The organism is Clostridium neuense (assembly GCF_045310695.1).
GTDB classification, from domain to species: Bacteria; Bacillota; Clostridia; order Clostridiales; family Clostridiaceae; genus Clostridium_S; species Clostridium_S neuense.
In genome coordinates, this window is record NZ_JBJIAA010000009.1 from 30,271 (window position 1) to 50,047 (window position 19,777).

Here is a 19,777-nt window from a genome sequence, read left to right on the forward strand (position 1 = left end):
CAAAGGAATTGAAGGATTGGATAACATACAAGCTCTATGTATAAGTAAACAACTTTTTGCACCCAAGTAATTTATTTATAGATATTTAAAATACTTTTTTTATATTCTAAAAACTTAGCATCCTCAGGATTTCTATAAAAATCTAGGTCAATTTGAATTTCTTCTGTTATTATTCCATTATTCATAACAGCAACTCTCTGCCCTAAATATACAGCTTCTTCTATGTCATGAGTTACAAATATAAATGTTTTACCACTCTTAATAAAGATATCTACAAGCTCATTTTGAAGTTTCTTTCTTGTAAAGGCATCTAATGCTCCTAGTGGCTCATCCATAAGTATAATTTTCGGATCAAAACACAAGGTTCTTCCAAGCGAAACTCTTTGAGCCATTCCACCTGAAATCTGGCTTGGATAAGCTTTTTTAAAATCAGCAAGTCCCAAAATTTCCAATGTAGCTTGAACTTTATCCTTAACATATGATTTATCCTTACACTTTATAAGGGAAAATGCCAAATTTTGTTCAACAGTAAGCCACGGCATAAGTCTTGGCTCTTGAAATACAATTCCTATCTTTTTCTTACTTCTATCTTTACAATTTATAAATTCAATTTGTCCCTCTGTTTTACTCTCCAGCCCAGCAACTATTCTAAGAAAAGTTGTTTTTCCACATCCACTTTTTCCTACCATAGTTATAAAGCTTCTGTCCGGTATATCAAGATTAATATCCTTTAATACTTGAATTTTTTTATTTTGAAATTCAAAGGTCTTTGATAAATTTTTAACTATCAACCCTGCCATAATCTATTTCCTTTCCATATTTGTTAACTAGCCTATACGTTACTTTCATAAGTATATAATCAATAGCATAGCCAAATATTCCTATAGATAATATTCCAACTATGACAATATCAGGTCTTGAAAGCTGTTCTGCATCAACTATCATATATCCAATGCCAGAAGAAGCGGCTATAAGTTCTGCTCCCATAAGTGCTCTCCAGCTATATCCAAGTCCAAGCTGAATGCCTGTCATTATTGATGGTAATGCCTGAGGAAATATAATTTTAAAAAATTTATCTTTATTAGTAAAACCAAATGAATCTCCCACTTCTAAAAGCTTTTTATCATAATTGGTAACACCATTTAAAGTATTAGAGAAAATAGGAAAAAAAGTAGCAAGAAAAATAACAAATAACTTTGAAGCTTCACCAATTCCAAACCATAATATGAGAATTGGTATAGTAGCAATAGGTGGAACGTGCCTCATAAATTCCATAAAAGGTTCTACATATGGAATAGCTTTAGGCTTGGCTCCAATAAGCACAGCTAATGAAAAAGAAATAGTAAATGTAATTATAAATCCTATAATTACTCTTTCTAAGCTTATTATCATATTTTTTGCAAGTTCGCCAGACTTTATCATCTCTAAAGCAGCTAAAAATACTTTTTGGGGAGATGGTATTATGTACTCATTAACTATATGTAAGTTACTTATAATAGTCCATATAATTATTAATATTGCAGGCAAAATTAAGCCCTTTAGCTTTTTCATGATTTTCTCCTAAATTCTTTGTTTAATATTTAACTTGCAGCTATATCTTACTACTAATACTTTCCTTTGTAAAGATTAAATTGCGAGGTAGAAATACTTCGATCCCACAATACTTTTACATATTAAATATTTATAGTCAAATCATTTCCTGTTAATTTTATTATAGTTCTTTTATTTACTTTTGAAACTCTAATTATTACAAGTCCACCACCTAATGTACATCCCTTATTTGCAACATATACACAAGGAGCATAAACTGTAATTTTCTTATCCTCAATATTAAAATCGCAATCTATTTTAGGGCTTATAATTTTATAACCATCTCTAATCATCCAATATACATTTATAAATTTCATATTTCCCCCTTTTAAACTACATCTATATACCGTTTTTTAATATGGTTTTAAGGCCTTTTTAAAAAATCATAAAAAAAAGCACTGACAAATAGCCAGTGTTTAAACATTTTATATAAGGGAGATCATTCTATACAACGATAGATTCTAAGAAAAAAATTAACTTCTTAGAATAATTTAATTATATAATAGAAATATTTATTTTGTGTTTATATTATGCAAATATTTTGTAAACAGTCTCTATATTAAATTATTGTTGCATGCACTTCCTTGTATATATAAAGAATTCATCATAATCTTTTGTTTCTTCAGCATACATTTTTCCATCGGTAGCAATATCACTTATTTTACCATCTTTAAATTCCATGGTGCCTTTAAATACAAATGTAGCATTTCCTATAAATTCAACCAAATAACCGCCGTCTTCCTTCTTATGAACTATAGAATTTATCATTCCACCATCATTAAATATAGAAATTTTCTTGTCAAATTCAACTTTTCCACTTAAGCAAGTTGCAACACTTGAAGCTGTCATAGCTGTTCCACAAGATTTTGTAAGCCCTACTCCTCTTTCATAGGTTTTAACATATATATCTTTTTTATCAAAAACCTTAACAAAACTTACGTTAACACCCTTTGGCAATAATGATTTTGTACTATTGCCCTTTAACCCAACCTCAACAAGTTCTTCTGTATCTATTTCATTTACCATAGAAATCAAATGTGGATTTGTTATACTTACAGCTGCAAACTTTAACTTCTCCGATAATTCCGGCAGCTTTTCAAAAATAACACTGTCCTTTTCAGAATTCATAGGCAACGATTTAGGATCGAGTGAAATGGAATCTATGAATATTTTTACAGTCTTTACTCCCTTATACACTTCTTCTTCTTTTTGAACTACATATTTTGCTTTCATAGTTTCTATTTGAACTTTATCCCTCTTAAGCATGTCTATAACATATCTTCCAACGCATCTTAATCCATTGCCACACATCTCCGCTTCAGAACCATCTGAATTGAATATTCTCATTTTTGCATCACTTACGGTACTTTTTTGAACAAATAAAATTCCATCACCACCGACAGATGCATCTCTATTGCATGCTAATATAGCTAATTCTTTTCTCTGAGCTTCACTAAAACTATAATCATTATTATACTCATCAATTAGTATAAAGTCATTTCCAGTTCCATGACACTTCAATATATTTATCTTCATATAAAACACGTCCTTTTTCATTAAATATACACAAAATATTATAGTAATTATTATATCATCATCACTACAATAAAACCATATAATATTATTTCAAACGAGCATATAGCTAGTTTTGAGCTTCAATGTGTATATTTATATCCAAATTACCAGCCTTATCGTGATTCAAACTTACAACATGCTTATCTATATCTGTTTTTTCAAGATAATCTTTAAAAGAATCGGCTATTAAATATGCATCACTGCCTTCATTAATTTTAAATGTCATATTAACAAAGGATGCTTCTCTTTCTATTTTAATAGCCATGTCATTAAATTTATCAACATCCTTTAGCTTTTTAGGAGTAGACTTAGTTCCTTTTACCGAATCTACTGCCTTAATTGCCTGAACTATCTTATCATTTATATTGTCATAAGTATAACTAACATCACTTATATTATATTTTTCAATTACATCAGCAGCATTTTGCGAAAGCTTGTCACTATTTGATGTTAATATAATAGAATTAATTTTCCCCAGCTTATAATTATCGACGGTTTTAAAAACATAATCAGACTTATTAATATCCTTTGGAACATCAATTAAAATATTTTTATTGTTATATTGGATTAAAACACTCTCTTCATTTTGAATACTGTAGATTTTTATCTTTTTTGAATCGTAATTCGCAGCTTCTGCCTTTTCATTTTTATTATAACTTTTATTATCAGAAGCATATTTAGGTCTATCAGGAGATACCATGCAGAATCCAGTAATTGCTCCAGCTAGAGATAAAATAATCACAGCAATAAATAGCTTTTTTACCTTTTTATTTAATATTTTAATTACAATAGATATCATGCTAAAAACTATAAAAATAAGTGAGCTAATTATAAATAAAATTACTGCCATAACCACACCCCTAAACTTGTAATGTTTACTATGATTATTGACAGTAATCACTAATTATATTCACTCACTCTACTTATTACCTTTTAAATATACTTACATAGCATCAAGTTATAAAAATCCACCATCAACAGTTAAAACTTGTGATGTTATATATGAGGCTTCACTGCTTACTAGAAATACTACTGACTTTGCAATTTCCTCTGTTTTTCCAAATCTCATCATTGGTATTTCATTTTTAAGTTCTTCTCTCTCTTCTTCTGAAAATACTTTATTCATCCTTGTATCTATAACCCCTGGTGAAATAGCATTAACCCTTATTCCAGATAAAGCCAATTCCTTTCCTAAAGCTTTCGTAAACGAATCAATAGCTCCTTTTGAAGCAGAGTATAAAACTTCACATGAGGCACCTACACTTCCCCATATTGACGATATATTTATTATAGAGCCCGATTTTCTTTCAAGCATATCTTTTACTACATAGCTTGTGCAATTATAGACACCTTTAAAATTCACATTCATTATTTCATCATAATCCTTTTCTGTCATATCCATAAAGAGTCCTATTTTTGATATTCCAGAGTTATTTACAAGTATATCTATTTTGCCAAAGCCTTTAATAATATCTTCAATCATATTTTTAACTTCACTATTTATACTTATGTCACATTTGAATATACTTCCACTTCCGCCTTTTTCTTTTACCTCATTTAAAGTTTCCTCTGCACCTTTTTTATCTTCTTTATAATTTATAATAACAATCACACCATGCTTTGATAGTTCTACAGCTATACTTCTTCCTATTCCTCTTGATGCTCCTGTAACAAGTGCAATCTTCCCTTTTAAATCTTCATACATAACAAAATCATATCCTTCAAACTTTAATTATTAAAGATAAACCACTGTGAAACTTAAAATTTATTTGTACTAAAATGCGGTCTTCTAGGTGCTATAGTACACATGAATTTCAATGGTTGAAGCGGTTTATCTATAAAAGTTTAGCTATTAAAAACTTTATTTTCACTCCCTGGCTTGAAAACTTCTTTTCGTATTCAGTTTCTATATTTCCTTCAAAATCACTATTATGCAAATCATAAGTACTATATTTTATCTCAAAACCACATTCTGAAAAGTAATCCAAGGATTCTGTAAATAATTCATCATCATCAGTTTTAAACCAAATTTCACTATTTTCTCTTAAGAATTCCTTGTATTTAGTTAAAAATTTAGTATGTGTAAGTCTTCTTTTCTTATGCCTATCTTTAGGCCATGGATTGCAAAAGTTTATATATATTCTGCTTATCTCGTCCTTATCAAACACATCATTTATAAATGCTATTTGAAGAGGAACTATTATAGCATTAGTTATTTCATTTTCAACTACTTTTCTAAGCGCAAGAACTAAAACTTCATCTTTAAGATCTATAGCTATAAAATTTTTATCTAAATTACTAGCTGCAATTTTAGAAATAAATTCTCCACGTCCGCAGCCAAGTTCAAGATATATATCATTATTGTTTTTAAAAACTTCCTTCCATTTCCCTTTATACTCACTTGGATCAGTTATGCATAATGGGCTTTCTTCCATCTCCGGTCTTGCCCACCATTTTTTCCTAAGTCTCATTTATCATTCTCCTTAATATATTTAGTACATAAAATTAAATCAAATTAAAATTTTCCGTAATATTTATTTTCAATAGGATATAAAGCTCCATATCCGCTGAATCACATTTGGAAACATATTAGTTATATGAACATCCCTTCAGTTGACAACTGATATATATTCATATAACCAACATGTTCCAAAATAGAATTCAGCTAATTTTAATATTCCAAGTTGTCTATCTATATTAATGCTCCTATCCTTAAAAATAAATTAGCTATATATTCAGATGGAATGCCTATAATAAAAGTTGCTAGTGACTCTCCCCCAAATATCGGCATGACTAGTGCAATTAATATAAGCATTTGATATCTATATAACGAATCTGCTATATTGTAGAAAGCTTTTGGGAATAAATCTCTTAAAACATGAAATCCGTCTAAGCCTGGTATAGGAATTAAATTAAACAAGAAAAACATACAATTTATTGAAACGACATACTTTGCCATCAAATAAATTATAACGACAATTTCATTAAAAGGTAAAAATCTATTAATTACCCCTACTATTAATGCGAAAATAAATGCAACTAAAACATTAGCTAACGGACCTGCTATTGATACCTTTAAATCATCCTTATAATAATTTTTATATGCATTAGGGTTAGTTTCAACAGGTTTAGCCCAACCAAAACCAACAAATACTATCATTATAAATCCAATTAAATCAATATGAGCTAATGGATTAAGTGTTATCCTACCTTGAAATTTAGGTGTTTTATCTCCTAATTTATCAGCTACAACAGCATGAGCATATTCATGAAATGTAAAAGCTATAAGTACTGCTGGCATCATAAGTAGCTTTGCAATTGCTATCTGCCTTAACGTATCCAAATCAAATCCCTCCATTCTCATTTGAATATAAAAATACATGTAATTAATTATATCAGATTAATTAGAAAATGAAAAATAAAATGCATGTATTTTAATTAAAAGTTCACGAAAATGAAGTAAAATAAAATTGATAGAGTTTATACCCCTACCAATTTTATTGCATTGCGTTTAGTTGATTCTTACTTATTAAAAAATATTTATTTCAATTCTGTGGCTTTATTTACAAAGCAGTTTATTTAGTTATAGAAGGATAATGGGCAAAGCCCATACCACTGATGCTATAAAAGTAGATATAGTTTTTTATTCATTAGAATTCACTCACTTAATATTTTCTACATTTAAAATTATATGTTAATAATATTAAGTAACTGTCATTTAAGCTTATATTAAAAATATATAACAAATCTTTCAAAATACAAAAAGAGTCCATATAACCAGACTCTTTTTGTATTTGTAATTTTATTTAAGTTTTGTCTCTATAAGTTTACCCTTATCTGCATCAAAACTAACAACATCGTCATCAGACATTCCTTCATATTTACCATCAAATTGAGTTTTCTTTTTGGTTTTAATATTTTCCACTTTACCCTTAAGATTATCTATAACATACATATTTCCGGTATTTGGAGAAATACTAATTGCTTTAGGATCTACAGGACTTGATAAATTAATTTGCTGCCAATCTGCTGTAAAAACATCATCATTTTCTCTTGATTTACCTGATATATTGCTGCTTTTAATTCTTGAACGCTTACTGCTAGTACCACTGCTATCATTACCGTCATCATCATCTTCTTGATTTCCAGAAGCTATAGATGCATAATAAATAGTACTAATCTTACCATCAACTAATTTTCCTATATATGCATATTTACCATAAACTGAAATAAGCTTATAATTATCCACACCATCTATCTTTATCTCTTTAGTTTCTGTATGTTCCCTATTCTCATCCTGCCTACTAATGTAAACTTTCTTATCAAATTCATCCTCGTATACAAGCTTACTTTCATCTTTAAATATATAATAATCACCTACATTTTTTATAGGAAGCTCCATTGGCTTCAAGCCATTAGTAGTATCTAAAGTACTAAAATATCTTCTTTCCGAGTTCTTACTAGATGCAGCTTTAATGTAAATAAGAGTTGTAATATTATTTTGCTTCATGCTTAATATTGCACTTTTATTAAGATAATATGTTCTCTTGGTATTATTTGAATCTCGATTTTCCTCTTTATCATTAGTATCTGGATAATATGTATACATTTTAAAACTTAAATTATCCTGATCAAGTTCAAGTACTACAAGAGAATCACTAGTGCTACTCCAATCAACGCAAGCATTGTCAATACCTACGTCTAGCTTTATAGCATTACTTTTTCCTGTAAGCATATTTACAACATAAATAGAATTTCCCGAATAATAATATGCATACTTTCCTGTATATGAAGGAGTTATATTTTGGGCATCTTTAGGAATTGATACTGAAATAATTTCATCCTTATGTTCAGGAATTTTTGCTACTTTATAGGTAACCCCTGCAGCACTTTTAAAATGATATTTATCAAAATAATATAGTACACCAGTTTGAACAATTATGGAAACAATTATCCATATAATCAAATTTCTAAGTTTTTTCATATGAAATCTCCTTTGCTAGGGTGCTACATAAAATATATCAGGGACTGCTCTCTCACCAGTAGCACTAGATGGTTTATTAATCACTTCACCATTATAATACATAGTAGATGATCCTCCACCGTCCATGCATACAGCATTAACAGCTCCAAGTTGTTTCATAAGCTGCTGAGCTTCTGGAAGTGTAGCTCCCATCTTCATAAACCCATGTCTACCATCTATAACTAGAAAAATTATACTTTTATCTGATCTCTGTCCTATAACAGTTCTTGGCTGAGGACCTACCATATTAGTTCCACTTTCAATCTTATCTTGTCCATCTTTAATTAAATATGGATCTGAAGATACCGCCTCAGTAACTCCTCTATCTATAAGCTCATTTGGAGATTCACTTGTTCCAACTTTCATATTCCCATCTTTATCTATGCTTACAACCCCATCCACTTTTTCATCTAGCTTCGTAGAATCTGTTGGATAAACTATCTTCCCATTAGAAATAACAACCCCTGCAGGAGTACCGCCTGGTCCATTTCCTGATGGATCTACAAACATACCTCCATTTACAGCCGCAGCAGCATTGTATTTCCTTGCCATGTCATGAGTGGTTTGTCCTACATATCCCATGTTGCCTGTAGCACCAACCTTTACTCTCCTAGGATCTGATATTATAAGAGCATAAGCATTAGTATAATTGCCACCCGATACCGGTTTAATATCTGTTACTAAAGCAATACCTGTCTTCTTATCTGGATTAACGTTTATAACCTTAGTTTTAGCATTTTTCATATCAGAAGCAGCAGCTTTACTTTGTTCTTTTAGTATTTCCGCTATGTCTTTATCACTAAAAAACAGCTTGGCTATATATTGCTTTGTTCCTGACCCCATTAAAATAGAAATGACATTATTTCTAAAATTTTTAAATGGTCCATAAAATCCATATGGCAAAATTGTCAACCCGGTAAATACGATCTCAAATATAATAAAAAATATAAATGTTTTTAAGAAACTTCTTTTCTTTTTTTTCTTTTTTTGGCCTCTTCTTTTTCTTTCTTGTCCCTTTTCCATTATATTTCCTTTCTAACTAATTCTACTTTATAGTAACCATAGTGCCTCTTGGTATATTATCATAAATCCATTTAGCATCTTTTATAGATAATCTCACGCACCCATGCGAAGCCTTAGTTCCAAGCTTTTGAATCTCATCAGTTTCAATAACTTGATTCTTATCGAAAGGTACACTATGAAATAGGTAATTGCCCATAAACTGAACCCAATAATACGCTCCCTCTTTATATTTTTCACTGTAAAAAGAATATCCTCGCTCTTTTATAGTGTATTCTCCCTTCGGAGTATCATATCCATTCAGACCTGATGAGCATATAAAATCTTCTACTGTTTTATTTTTTGCATCATATACATAAACTCTTTGTTTACTCAAATTAACTTGAATTTTAAGTGGCTTCTCTGCTTGATCTAACGCCACCAAACTTTTTTTATCATCAGCATCTTTATTTGCAGTGCTATCATTTCCTAACTGCTGAACACTTTTTAGTTTTACAGCTTTATCCTTTTGAATATCAACTTCAGTATTCTTATATACACTAGTGGTTTTAGATTTTAAGCTTCCACTTGCATACTTGTCCTTAAAAATTAATGCCTTACCTAAAAAATAGGATGCAGCATATATAATTGAAATTAAAATCATCCCGCTTAGCACAATAAATATTTTTTTACCTTTTCCTTTGTATTTACTATCAGCTTCGTTAACCAATTTATTAACTCCCCCTAACCCTATAATACATAAAAAGCCTTTATCTTACAAATATAGACTGCTTATTTTCCCACATATAATACAAAAAATTCCATTCTTATTACAGTACCAGACAATTAATATAATAATAACTATAAAACTCATTTAAGTCAAGATTAGATACACATTGTTACAAAAATGAAACATTCATATAAAATCCTAGTTTATACTCTTTAATACTATCTTAGAGTTACTTATAGAAGCAATTTTATCATCATATATTCCTATAAAGCTTCCATCATAAGTGGAATACTTTCCGTCTCTTAGATTTTTAACCCTACTGCTTACTTTATCTATAAAATATATCTTTCCATCACCCATGACCTGGAGATTTTGAGTGTCATATAGATAATCAAGATTGACTACCTTCCAAGTTCTCTGGGGTTCTGCAAGCTTGCCATAATAGATTTTGTTCACCTTTCCAGTTTTATTTCCAACATATATATTATTATCAGTATCAGTCCCTAAAAGACTAAAGCGAAGATTGCCATTAATATTTATAAATCTGCAACTTGTATTTGTTCTTACTCTAGAATTAATTGTATCCTCATAAGCAAGTTGATCATCTCTTGAGGCTACCTCTATTTTTCCTATTCTTTTAACGACAGTATTAAGCTTTGTCATAGTTTCATTAGCATCTATCCTGTAAATTGTGGACAACCCATTTGCATATGTAACCTTTGCATACATAACATTAGTTAAAGTAGACATGACCATAGACACCTCATTTTCACTAATTCCAGCTGGTATTGAATCAGTTCTCTGAGTGTTATAATCCTTTATTTCTTCTTTAAGCTGGCTTTCTGCGTCATAAGAAAAAAATCTTATGTTTCTATTCTCTCCTGCTTTTATTTTCTCTGCTATTATCATTCTATTGCTATCAGGAACCCATTTATATGATATACATTGAACCCCCTCGCCAAATGTTAATTTTCTATCCTTTCCTGTACTAGTATCAACCACCTTTATTACTCCATTATCAAAATAAGCTGTATAACTGCAATCATATGAGAGAGCTATATTCTTAGCATTTTGGGGAACTATTATATTTGGCTTTACTTCATTCTTTTTGTATATACTCATTCCTTCTGTTATCTCAACATTGTCTCCACTAGAAAGATAATATTTATCTAAATAAAAATATAAACAGAGCTGAAGAACAAGCGATATTATAATCCATTTAATAAATATTTTTGATGCTTTCATTGTTATTACCTCTACTTTTCAACATATATTGCTGTTGATATTGTCCTTTCCCCAAATTTATCGCATGGATTGTTTATTACCTTACCATTCGAATACATTGTAGTTGATGCACCGCCATCCAAATTCACTGCATTATAGGCGCCTTCCTTTGCCATTATTTTTTGTACATCCCTCATGGAAGCCCCCAGCTGAAGTCCCTGCCTTCCATCAATAACAAGTAAAAGAATGGCTCCATCCTTTTTCCTTTGGCCTATTGCTGTTCTTGGCTGTAATCCCTGACTATCTATACCATTTCCACTTGTATCATCTTTATTTTGTATTGCTCCATTAATAATTAAATCAGGTCCAAAATTAATAGCCTCAACAACTCCCTTTTGTCTTAATTCAGCTATTGAATAATTTCCAACAACTAAGATTCCACCTTTAGTTATGCCGCATATTCCAACATATTTTTGATTTTCATCTGCATTTTTAGGATATACAACCTTTCCTTTACTTATTATTATCCCTATTGGAAATGCTCCTGTTCCCGTCCATAACTTTGTGGAATTAGCTCCCTTATCTTGAAATCCACCGCCATTTATAGCTGCGACTGCATTATGATTTTTAGCAATTTCGCTGGTCTTTTCTCCTTGGATTCCAATTTTTGATGAATATCCTATTTTTACTTTATTGGGATTGCTTACTATAAGTAAAAGCCCATTAAATCCAGTTGACTTAATATTTTTAACTACTATACTATCATCATTCTTTTTTACATTAATTTGACTTAAGTCTTCACTCTGGTAATTTGACACTGCAGTACTATCTCCATTTAAAATTTTCTGTATTTTAGCATCTGATAAAAACATTGTAGCTAAAAATTGATGCGAAAAAGTACTCATTGCAGTTCCAACAATAGTTTTTTTCAAATTGCTAAAAGGACCATAGTACACTATCCAAGGTGCCGTTAAAAATGCAAATAATATTTGAAATATAAAGAAATATACAATAAACTTAGTTTTGCTTATCTTCTTTTTTAATTTTCTTCTTTTGAAGTTCTCATTCTCACTATATGATGATTTGCTCAAAGACATATTTATCCTCCTTATAGTTATATATCAGTTCACATCTTTAGTAATTTAATACATTTTATATTTTACAGCATTTTTTTATAAATTCCCAATAAAATTTTTTATATGAATCATAAAATTGATTTAAATAAAAAAAAGAACAGTTTAAACTGCTCTTATAAAGGATATATCTATTTATAATTTAAAGTTCTAAAAAGCTTTATATAAATAGAATACCTACAAAATAAAAATAAACATGGATTAATCTAATTGTTAAATAATTAACACTATCAAAATATATTTTATCATATTTTTAAAATAAATCAACTTATATATATGTAAAGTTTTATAATAAAAAATGTTTTTGCCTATAATATAACTTATTCTGCTGATTTTTCTTTTGACAGTCGATAATTTTTATTATATAATATTAATAACTAAAAGATAAAGGGTGGTGTTTATGAATAGCATAGCTGAAACATTCAAAGAAAAAAAACTTAAATTAACTCCTCAAAGAATAGCTGTATACAAATATCTACAATCTACTACTGAACATCCTTCTGCTGAAACAATTTACAAGGCCCTTCAAGAAGATTATCCAACTATGAGTTTAGCTACGGTATATAAATCTTTAAAGACTCTTGTTGACGTAAATCTTATACAAGAATTAAATGTTGGTGAAGGGAATTTTAGATATGATGGTAATGTTCATTCTCATCCTCATATACAATGTTTAATTTGTGGTAGAGTAGATGATATTTGTGATATAAGCTTTGAAGACTTAAATGAAAAAGTAACTTCCTATACTGACTACGAAGTCGTATCAAACCAAGTATACTTTTACGGAGAATGCAAGGAGTGCAAAGCAAAAAAAACGCTTTAATTAAAATTTCATGCAAAATATTTATTAACCCCGCATATAATTAAATATGTTAATTATATGCGGGGTGATTTATTTGAAGTTTAATGTTATTTTCTTTAAGCGAAAGCATCTGTACTACATAGTTTTTTTTGTTTCCTTAATTACTCTATTTATATTATTCATTTTGTCCAAGCAGTCAGTGTCAACTTTTAATATAACTTCTAAAAATACAGTAATTAAAGACTATGATGTAAATGGTGATGGCAGCAATGACATTATCTACATAAAAACAAACAACGATAAATATTTTATACAGATCAAATGCAAGGATAAAAACTATATATTAAAACCAAATAAACTTGTAAAAACTATGGGATCTTATAAAAACTACTGGCCTATTACCCTTACACTTGCTGATGTAACAAGGGACAAAGTAAATGAAATTTTTGTTCAAAGTTCACAAAATGATACTCCAATACAACATATGTTTATATGGGATAATAACACTTTTAAAGACGTACTTTATAATTACAATAATATAATTGGTTTAATAGACAGTCATAATAACGAAACACCTAAAATAATATCTGCTAACTTTTTTAATAATAAAATAGATTTTTCAAACTTTATTCTCATTAGAAACAAATTAAAAAATTACACAGCCAGCTACAAAGAAAATTTTATAGGGAAAGACACCATAGCAGCACTTATATGTAAAATACAGACTTTATCTCCTGATGAACTAAAAGATGAAAATAAAATCTTCTCTTCTGATTCCTGGAGCACATTTGTTCAAATATACAATAAACTAATTAAAGATAATAATACCTATGCCTTTGAAGATGGGTCATTTAAAGATACTCGTTATAACAAGGATGGAGAAATTTCTGAAATAAAATGGATTCTTAACTTTAAAGGCACCTCTAAAACAAATATAAACGAACTGAGAAATTATTCATTGAGCGTTACACTTAATGCTTCAGAAAAAGATAAAGAAAATGAATATTACTTTAAAATATCTAATCTAAGTTTAAGTTCAAATTAAACAATAAATCATTAAAAAGAAGGGACCGCAATCAAGCGATCCCAATGGGGATGGGGGGTTTTAGTATAAAATAATTTTTTATACTAATGGAGTTTCATTTCTCCATTCACTCTTTATGATAACCACTTTTACTAATTTTATTCACTATTTTATTTTATCAGCTAAAATCGATGCAACTGTTATAAAATTAAATAAAGAATGATTTAAAACAGAGTACCAAAAACCCTTTTTATGAATTAAGTAGCAATTCTCCACAGCAAGAGCAAATAAAACAGGAAATGCCTCCAAATTATAGTGTAAAATTGAAAACAATATGCTTGAAACTATACATCCCAAATATACTCCAATCTTGTTTTTAAAAATTTTTTCAAATAAAACAAATCTAAATATAAACTCTTCTAGTATTGGAGCAAAAATTACGCTTACAGGCACATACCTAATTAAAGCAAAGAGCCGCATATTTTCCATATCCTTTACAATTTCCTGCTGCTGTCCAGCAACATTAAATTTTGAAAAAACCCATTGAAAGATAATTACCACTGCAATGTTTATAACATAAAACAATATAAAATATTCAAAAGCTCTTATAAAATTAGTCTTTCTAGGACTAAAATTATAAATATTATAATCATCCTTATAACCATCAATTCTCAAAATTAATACAGATAAAACAACGAATATAAATGGAAAGAGGTTGTCCATAAAACTGGATGTCAAAATAATTCCTACAACATATATTATAATGAAGAAAAACTTCAGATAGTTTTTGCAGTTGGTATTACCTAAATACTTGATAAAAACCACTATGGGAAGAACATAAATAAAGGATATTATAAACACATCGACTAAAATTTCAACCATTTTAATACCTCGAAATAATAATTTAAATATAAAGCAGGAAATTATATAAATTCCTGCTTACAATTTTATTCTTCATCAAACAAATTATCTAGAACTTCTTGTTTCCCAGCTTTAGTAAGAGACGAAAAGAAATATATCTTTTCATTGCTTTCTAACTTCAGCGTATCTCTTATTATTTTTTCATTCTTAGCTTTTTCATTTTTGGTTACTTTATCACTTTTAGTAGCCACAACCATGCACCTATAACCATAATATTTAATCCACTCGTACATAGTTATATCGTCTTTCGTAGGTTTATGCCTTGAATCAACTAATAATACAACCTTATAAAGCTGTCTTCTACCAACCAAATAACCTTCTATAGTAGTTGCCCAATTTTTAAGTTCACTCTTTGAAACCTTTGCATAGCCATAACCCGGCAAATCAACAAAATAAAACTCATTGTTAATCATAAAAAAATTAACTAATCTTGTTTTACCTGGCGTTGAACTAACCTTAACTAATTTTCTCCTATTGGTAAGAGAATTAATTAAAGAAGACTTGCCAACATTCGATCTTCCTACAAATGCAATTTCCGCCATATTGTTAGAAGGAAATTGTGTATTTCGCGCTGCTGAAATTATAAATTCAGCTTGTTTTATTTCCATTATTAATACCACCTATTAAAGCATTTTCTAATACTGTATCTATTCTATCTGCAGGTATAAAATTTAATTTTCCTCTTATAGATTTTGGAATTTTTTTAATATCCTTTTCATTTTCCTTAGGTATTATTACAGTATCTACCCCTGCACGATATGCTGCCAAAGTTTTCTCCTTAAGTCCACCTATTGCAAGTACCCTACCCGTTAAGGTAATTTCTCCTGTCATTGCTACATTATGCTTAACCTTTTTACCACTTAATGCTGATACCATAGCAGTTATCATAGTCACCCCTGCCGATGGTCCATCTTTAGGAACTGCACCCTCTGGCACATGAACATGAACATCTTTTTCCTTGTAAAATTCGTCTTTTATGCCGTACTTTTCAGCATTTGCTCTAACGTAACTGTAACCTGCCTCTGCTGATTCTTTCATTACGTCTCCAAGCTGACCTGTTAATTGAAGTTTACCATTTCCAGGCATAATTACTACCTCTACAGGGAGTGTATCTCCACCATAAGCAGTCCATGCCATTCCTGTAACAACTCCAACTTTATCTTCCTCATCGATTTTTTCAAACATATATACATCTGTTCCTAAATACTTTTTTACTGCATTTGTGTTTATGTTTATAACCTTTTTATCTTTTTCAACCATTTCTGTTATAGATTTTCTTACAATAGTTCCTATTTTTCTCTCTAAATTTCTTACTCCAGATTCTCTCGTATAATTTTCAATAATGTAATATACTGCAGAATCCATAAACTTTATCTTATCTTCATCTAAATTATGCTGCTCAAGCTGCTTTCTTATAAGATAATTTTTTGCTATATGAAATTTTTCCTCGTAAGTGTACCCTGATACTTCTATTATTTCCATTCTGTCTAGCAAAGGCATTGGTATAGTATCTAAAGTATTAGCTGTAGTAACAAACATTACGTCAGACAAGTCGAAATCAAGTTCAAGATAATGATCTCTGAAGGTACTATTTTGCTCACTGTCAAGAACTTCAAGGAGCGCATCCGCAGATTCTCCCTTATAATTTGAACTCATCTTATCTATTTCATCTAATAAAAACAATGGATTTTTAGCTTTTGCCTGCTTCATTCCATAAATTATTCTTCCTGGTATTGCTCCAACATAAGTTCTTCTATGTCCTCTTATCTCTGCCTCATCATTTACTCCACCTAAGGACATTCTAACAAAATTTCTATTTACAGCATGTGCTATAGATTTAGCAATAGAGGTTTTACCTACTCCCGGCGGTCCTACAAGACAAAGTATAGGTCCCCTTAGAGAGCCACTCATTTTTTTAACAGCGAGATATTCTATGATTCTATCTTTTACATCCTTTAATCCATAATGCTCCTTATCAAATACCTCTCTAGCTCGTTTAATATCCAGATTATCTTTAGTTTTTTTGTTCCATGGGAGATCTAGAATCCAGTCAATATATGTTTTTATTCCTCCCCCTTCTGGAGAATAGCTTCCGAGATTTTCTAATTTTTTAAGTTCATATAAACTCTTTTCCTTCACTTCTTTTGGAAGCTTTGCTTTAGAAATTTTTTGTTTATATTTTTCTATTTCTTCCTTTTCTTCATCCTCTTCTCCAAGTTCCTCTTTCATGGCCTTTATTTGCTCTTTTAGATAATACTCCTTTTGAGTTTTATCTATTTTTGCCTTTACCTTGCTGCCAATTTGTCTTTCCAGTTCTAGTATCTGAAGCTCGTTTTTTATTATTGTAAGTACAACTTCTAATCTTTCTATTGGATCACATGCCTCAATCATTTTTTGTTTATCTTCAAAATTTATTAATAAATATGAACTAACAATATCAGCATATCTTCCAGGCTCATCAATATCCTCCATTGATACCAATGTATCCTTAGGTATGGCTCCTGACAATTGTATGTACTTCTTAAAAGATTTTTCCACAAGCCTTATAAGAGCTTCTGCTTCATTCTTGTCATATTCTTGATTGTCATCACTAATAATCTCAATGTTAGCCTTTATAAATGGTTCTTTTTCTAAATACTTCTTTACTTTTCCACGATATAATCCTTCTACTAAAACCCTAACAGCATCTCCTGGAAGTCTAAGTATTTGCTTTATACTGCAGACCGTTCCTATTTCGTTTATATCATCTTCATTCGGTTCTTCTACCTTTGCATCCTTTTGAGAAACCAAAAACACTCTTTGCTCTTTTATCATGGCATCCTCTAATGCAAGAATAGATTTTTCTCTACCTACATCAAAATGTGTTACCATATAAGGAAATACTACAAGCCCTCTTAATGGAATTAAAGGAAGAATTTCTTTCTCTTGTTTCACATTTCTCCCCTGCCTTTCAATCTGTAATAAAATATAGTCAATTTAATATATTATAAACATAAAATAGTAACTTTTCAAATTTTAAATTACGAAATTATTCTTATTTATCCCCTTTGCAGTAAGTATTTCTTGCTCATTTCCAATAAAGTTTTCAACATTTTCATTTTGGATTAAAGCATAGTTAAAAACCTCTCTTATGTTTTTAACTGGTATTATTCTTATATTTTTATAATTTTCTAATATACTTTCATAATTTGCATCAGGAATTAAAACAGTAGAAACTCCAGCCTTTTGAGCAGCACTTATTTTACTATTTATCCCTCCGACAGGCTTTACATCACCATAAAGTGTTATTTCTCCAGTCATTGCCACCTTGTTATCCACACTTAAATTTTTTATAGCACTATATATTGCGCAGGAAATGCTTATTCCAGCTGAAGGTCCATCAACAGGAACTCCACCAGCAAAATTAACATGTATATCATAGCTATTAACATCAATTCCAAACACTTTTTCCAGCATAGTAAGTGCATTCTCAACTGAACATCTTGCAGTACTCATTTTTTTTATTTTTCTATTATTTGCATTTATTTCTTCTTCTTCAACTATACCTGTAGCTTTTACTCTTCCATTTCCACTGCCAATTTCGATAGCCGTAGCTTCAATTTCCATAAGTACTCCACTGTTTACTCCATAAACACCAAGCCCATTCACATATCCAACTCTTGGTGAATCACTTATTTTACCTTCAATACGTGGTGAATATTGACCATTTTCTACAATCCACTCTATTTCCTTAGCAGTAATAGTGGTATTACTTTCATTTAAAACAATTCCCGCACTTAGCTGAACCATATTTACTGTTTCTCTTCCATTTGAAGCATACTTACCAATAAGTTTAAGAGCATCATCGTCAATATTTACATTAATTTTTTCAACAGCATTCTTTGCTATGAGCTCAATTTCATTTTCCTTCAAACTTCTAAAGAATATTTCTACACATCTTGACCGAATAGCGGGATTAATTTCATCTGGTCTTCTTGTAGTTGCTCCTATAAGTCTAAAATCTGCTGGCAATCCATTTTCAAAAACTTCTCTTATGTACTCCGGCATATTGCTACTCATAGAATTATAATATGAACTATCAAAAAATACTTTTCTATCTTCTAATACCTTTAAAAGCTTATTAAGTTCAATTGGATGTAATTCTCCAATTTCATCTATAAAAAGTATTCCTCCATGTGCTTTAGTTACAGCTCCAGGTTTAGGCTGTGGTATACCAGCAACTCCAAGCGCACCAGCTCCTTGATATATAGGATCATGTACTGAACCTATAAGCGGATCAGCTATACCTCTATCATCAAATCTTACTGTAGTTGCATCTATCTCTACAAATTTAGCTGCATCAGAAAATGGTGAATATGAGCACTTTTTTGCATATTCGAGCACCAATCTTGCTGCTGCCGTCTTCCCTACTCCTGGCGGTCCATATATTATAACATGCTGTGGATTAGGTCCGCATATTGCTGCCTGCAGTGCTTTTATCCCCTTTTCCTGTCCTATTATCTCTTCGAATTTACTAGGTCTACTTTTTTCAGATAATGGAACAGATAAATTAACTTTTTTCATCCTATTAAGATTATCCATTTCTTTCTTACTACTTTTATCAATAACAACTTTATTGGTCTGCTGTCCTTTTAAGGCATTAAAGAAATATAATCCTATTATTACTGTAAAAACTATTTCAATTATCATTAATATTGCAGTCATAAAATACGCCTCTCTTTTTATTTATATGATGAAACCATACGCTATTTTATAT

At 30.1% G+C, this 19,777-nt stretch carries 19 protein-coding genes; 2 read left to right on the forward strand and 17 right to left on the reverse strand.

All coding sequences use genetic code 11. The features are described from left to right. Nucleotides 1–71 precede the first annotated feature (71 nt). The 13 genes from ACJDT4_RS11655 to ACJDT4_RS11715 all read right to left on the reverse strand — a co-directional run bounded on the left by ACJDT4_RS11655 (nucleotide 72) and on the right by ACJDT4_RS11715 (nucleotide 12,238). Nucleotides 72–800, reverse strand: a complete 729-nt coding sequence (locus ACJDT4_RS11655; protein WP_406787747.1) for an ABC transporter ATP-binding protein — start codon at nucleotides 798–800, stop codon at nucleotides 72–74. Next, nucleotides 781–1,551: an ABC transporter permease gene (locus ACJDT4_RS11660; RefSeq protein ID WP_406787748.1), complete on the reverse strand. Its 771-nt coding sequence runs from the start codon at nucleotides 1,549–1,551 to the stop codon at nucleotides 781–783. Before ACJDT4_RS11660 ends, ACJDT4_RS11655 begins: the two co-directional genes overlap by 20 nt. A gap of 122 nt (nucleotides 1,552–1,673) precedes the next feature. Beyond that, nucleotides 1,674–1,907: a hypothetical protein gene (locus ACJDT4_RS11665; protein ID WP_406787749.1), complete on the reverse strand. Its 234-nt coding sequence runs from the start codon at nucleotides 1,905–1,907 to the stop codon at nucleotides 1,674–1,676. Nucleotides 1,908–2,154: 247 nt separating this feature from the next. Next, a complete protein-coding gene (gene dapF, locus ACJDT4_RS11670) occupies nucleotides 2,155–3,147 on the reverse strand; it encodes a diaminopimelate epimerase (RefSeq protein ID WP_406787750.1) in 993 nt (330 codons plus the stop codon). Between the two features lie 85 nt (nucleotides 3,148–3,232). Then, a complete protein-coding gene (locus ACJDT4_RS11675) occupies nucleotides 3,233–4,015 on the reverse strand; it encodes a hypothetical protein (protein ID WP_406787751.1) in 783 nt (260 codons plus the stop codon). Nucleotides 4,016–4,123: 108 nt separating this feature from the next. Continuing rightward, nucleotides 4,124–4,870 carry an elongation factor P 5-aminopentanone reductase gene (gene ymfI / locus ACJDT4_RS11680; RefSeq protein ID WP_406787752.1) on the reverse strand — a complete coding sequence of 249 codons (747 nt, stop codon included), beginning with the start codon at nucleotides 4,868–4,870 and terminating at the stop codon, nucleotides 4,124–4,126. Nucleotides 4,871–5,000: 130 nt separating this feature from the next. Beyond that, the gene (trmB, locus tag ACJDT4_RS11685; protein WP_406787753.1) at nucleotides 5,001–5,636 is read right to left on the reverse strand and encodes a tRNA (guanosine(46)-N7)-methyltransferase TrmB; all 636 of its coding nucleotides are present in this window, start codon (nucleotides 5,634–5,636) and stop codon (nucleotides 5,001–5,003) included. A gap of 221 nt (nucleotides 5,637–5,857) precedes the next feature. Further along, the gene (locus ACJDT4_RS11690; protein WP_406787942.1) at nucleotides 5,858–6,523 is read right to left on the reverse strand and encodes a site-2 protease family protein; all 666 of its coding nucleotides are present in this window, start codon (nucleotides 6,521–6,523) and stop codon (nucleotides 5,858–5,860) included. Between the two features lie 444 nt (nucleotides 6,524–6,967). Further along, nucleotides 6,968–8,149, reverse strand: a complete 1,182-nt coding sequence (locus tag ACJDT4_RS11695) for a hypothetical protein (RefSeq protein WP_406787754.1) — start codon at nucleotides 8,147–8,149, stop codon at nucleotides 6,968–6,970. Between the two features lie 15 nt (nucleotides 8,150–8,164). Beyond that, nucleotides 8,165–9,211 (reverse strand): phosphodiester glycosidase family protein, encoded by a 1,047-nt coding sequence (locus ACJDT4_RS11700; RefSeq protein ID WP_406787755.1) that lies wholly within the window; start codon nucleotides 9,209–9,211, stop codon nucleotides 8,165–8,167. Between the two features lie 22 nt (nucleotides 9,212–9,233). Next, nucleotides 9,234–9,917 (reverse strand): L,D-transpeptidase, encoded by a 684-nt coding sequence (locus ACJDT4_RS11705; protein ID WP_406787756.1) that lies wholly within the window; start codon nucleotides 9,915–9,917, stop codon nucleotides 9,234–9,236. A 198-nt stretch (nucleotides 9,918–10,115) separates the two neighbouring features. Then, on the reverse strand, nucleotides 10,116–11,162 hold the full coding sequence (locus tag ACJDT4_RS11710; RefSeq protein WP_406787757.1) for a hypothetical protein: 1,047 nt from the start codon (nucleotides 11,160–11,162) through the stop codon (nucleotides 10,116–10,118). Nucleotides 11,163–11,173: 11 nt separating this feature from the next. Next, nucleotides 11,174–12,238: a phosphodiester glycosidase family protein gene (locus ACJDT4_RS11715; protein ID WP_406787758.1), complete on the reverse strand. Its 1,065-nt coding sequence runs from the start codon at nucleotides 12,236–12,238 to the stop codon at nucleotides 11,174–11,176. Between the two features lie 436 nt (nucleotides 12,239–12,674). Here ACJDT4_RS11715 and perR point away from each other — a divergent pair, with 436 nt between their 5' ends. Together perR and ACJDT4_RS11725 are read left to right on the forward strand one after the other, a co-directional pair. After that, nucleotides 12,675–13,097, forward strand: a complete 423-nt coding sequence (gene perR, locus ACJDT4_RS11720; protein ID WP_406787759.1) for a transcriptional regulator PerR — start codon at nucleotides 12,675–12,677, stop codon at nucleotides 13,095–13,097. Between the two features lie 73 nt (nucleotides 13,098–13,170). Beyond that, nucleotides 13,171–14,121 carry a hypothetical protein gene (locus ACJDT4_RS11725; protein WP_406787760.1) on the forward strand — a complete coding sequence of 317 codons (951 nt, stop codon included), beginning with the start codon at nucleotides 13,171–13,173 and terminating at the stop codon, nucleotides 14,119–14,121. A gap of 144 nt (nucleotides 14,122–14,265) precedes the next feature. Here the strand turns inward: ACJDT4_RS11725 and ACJDT4_RS11730 are convergent, their stop codons facing one another. The 4 genes from ACJDT4_RS11730 to lonB all read right to left on the reverse strand — a co-directional run bounded on the left by ACJDT4_RS11730 (nucleotide 14,266) and on the right by lonB (nucleotide 19,725). Further along, entirely contained in the window at nucleotides 14,266–14,982 is a 717-nt protein-coding gene (locus ACJDT4_RS11730) for a CPBP family intramembrane glutamic endopeptidase (RefSeq protein WP_406787761.1), read from the reverse strand. A gap of 65 nt (nucleotides 14,983–15,047) precedes the next feature. Beyond that, the gene (gene yihA, locus ACJDT4_RS11735; protein WP_406787762.1) at nucleotides 15,048–15,629 is read right to left on the reverse strand and encodes a ribosome biogenesis GTP-binding protein YihA/YsxC; all 582 of its coding nucleotides are present in this window, start codon (nucleotides 15,627–15,629) and stop codon (nucleotides 15,048–15,050) included. After that, a complete protein-coding gene (gene lon / locus ACJDT4_RS11740; RefSeq protein ID WP_406787943.1) occupies nucleotides 15,610–17,892 on the reverse strand; it encodes an endopeptidase La in 2,283 nt (760 codons plus the stop codon). The genes yihA and lon overlap by 20 nt, the downstream gene beginning before the upstream one ends. A 144-nt stretch (nucleotides 17,893–18,036) precedes the next feature. Beyond that, a complete protein-coding gene (gene lonB, locus ACJDT4_RS11745) occupies nucleotides 18,037–19,725 on the reverse strand; it encodes an ATP-dependent protease LonB (protein WP_406787763.1) in 1,689 nt (562 codons plus the stop codon). Nucleotides 19,726–19,777: the final 52 nt, after the last annotated feature.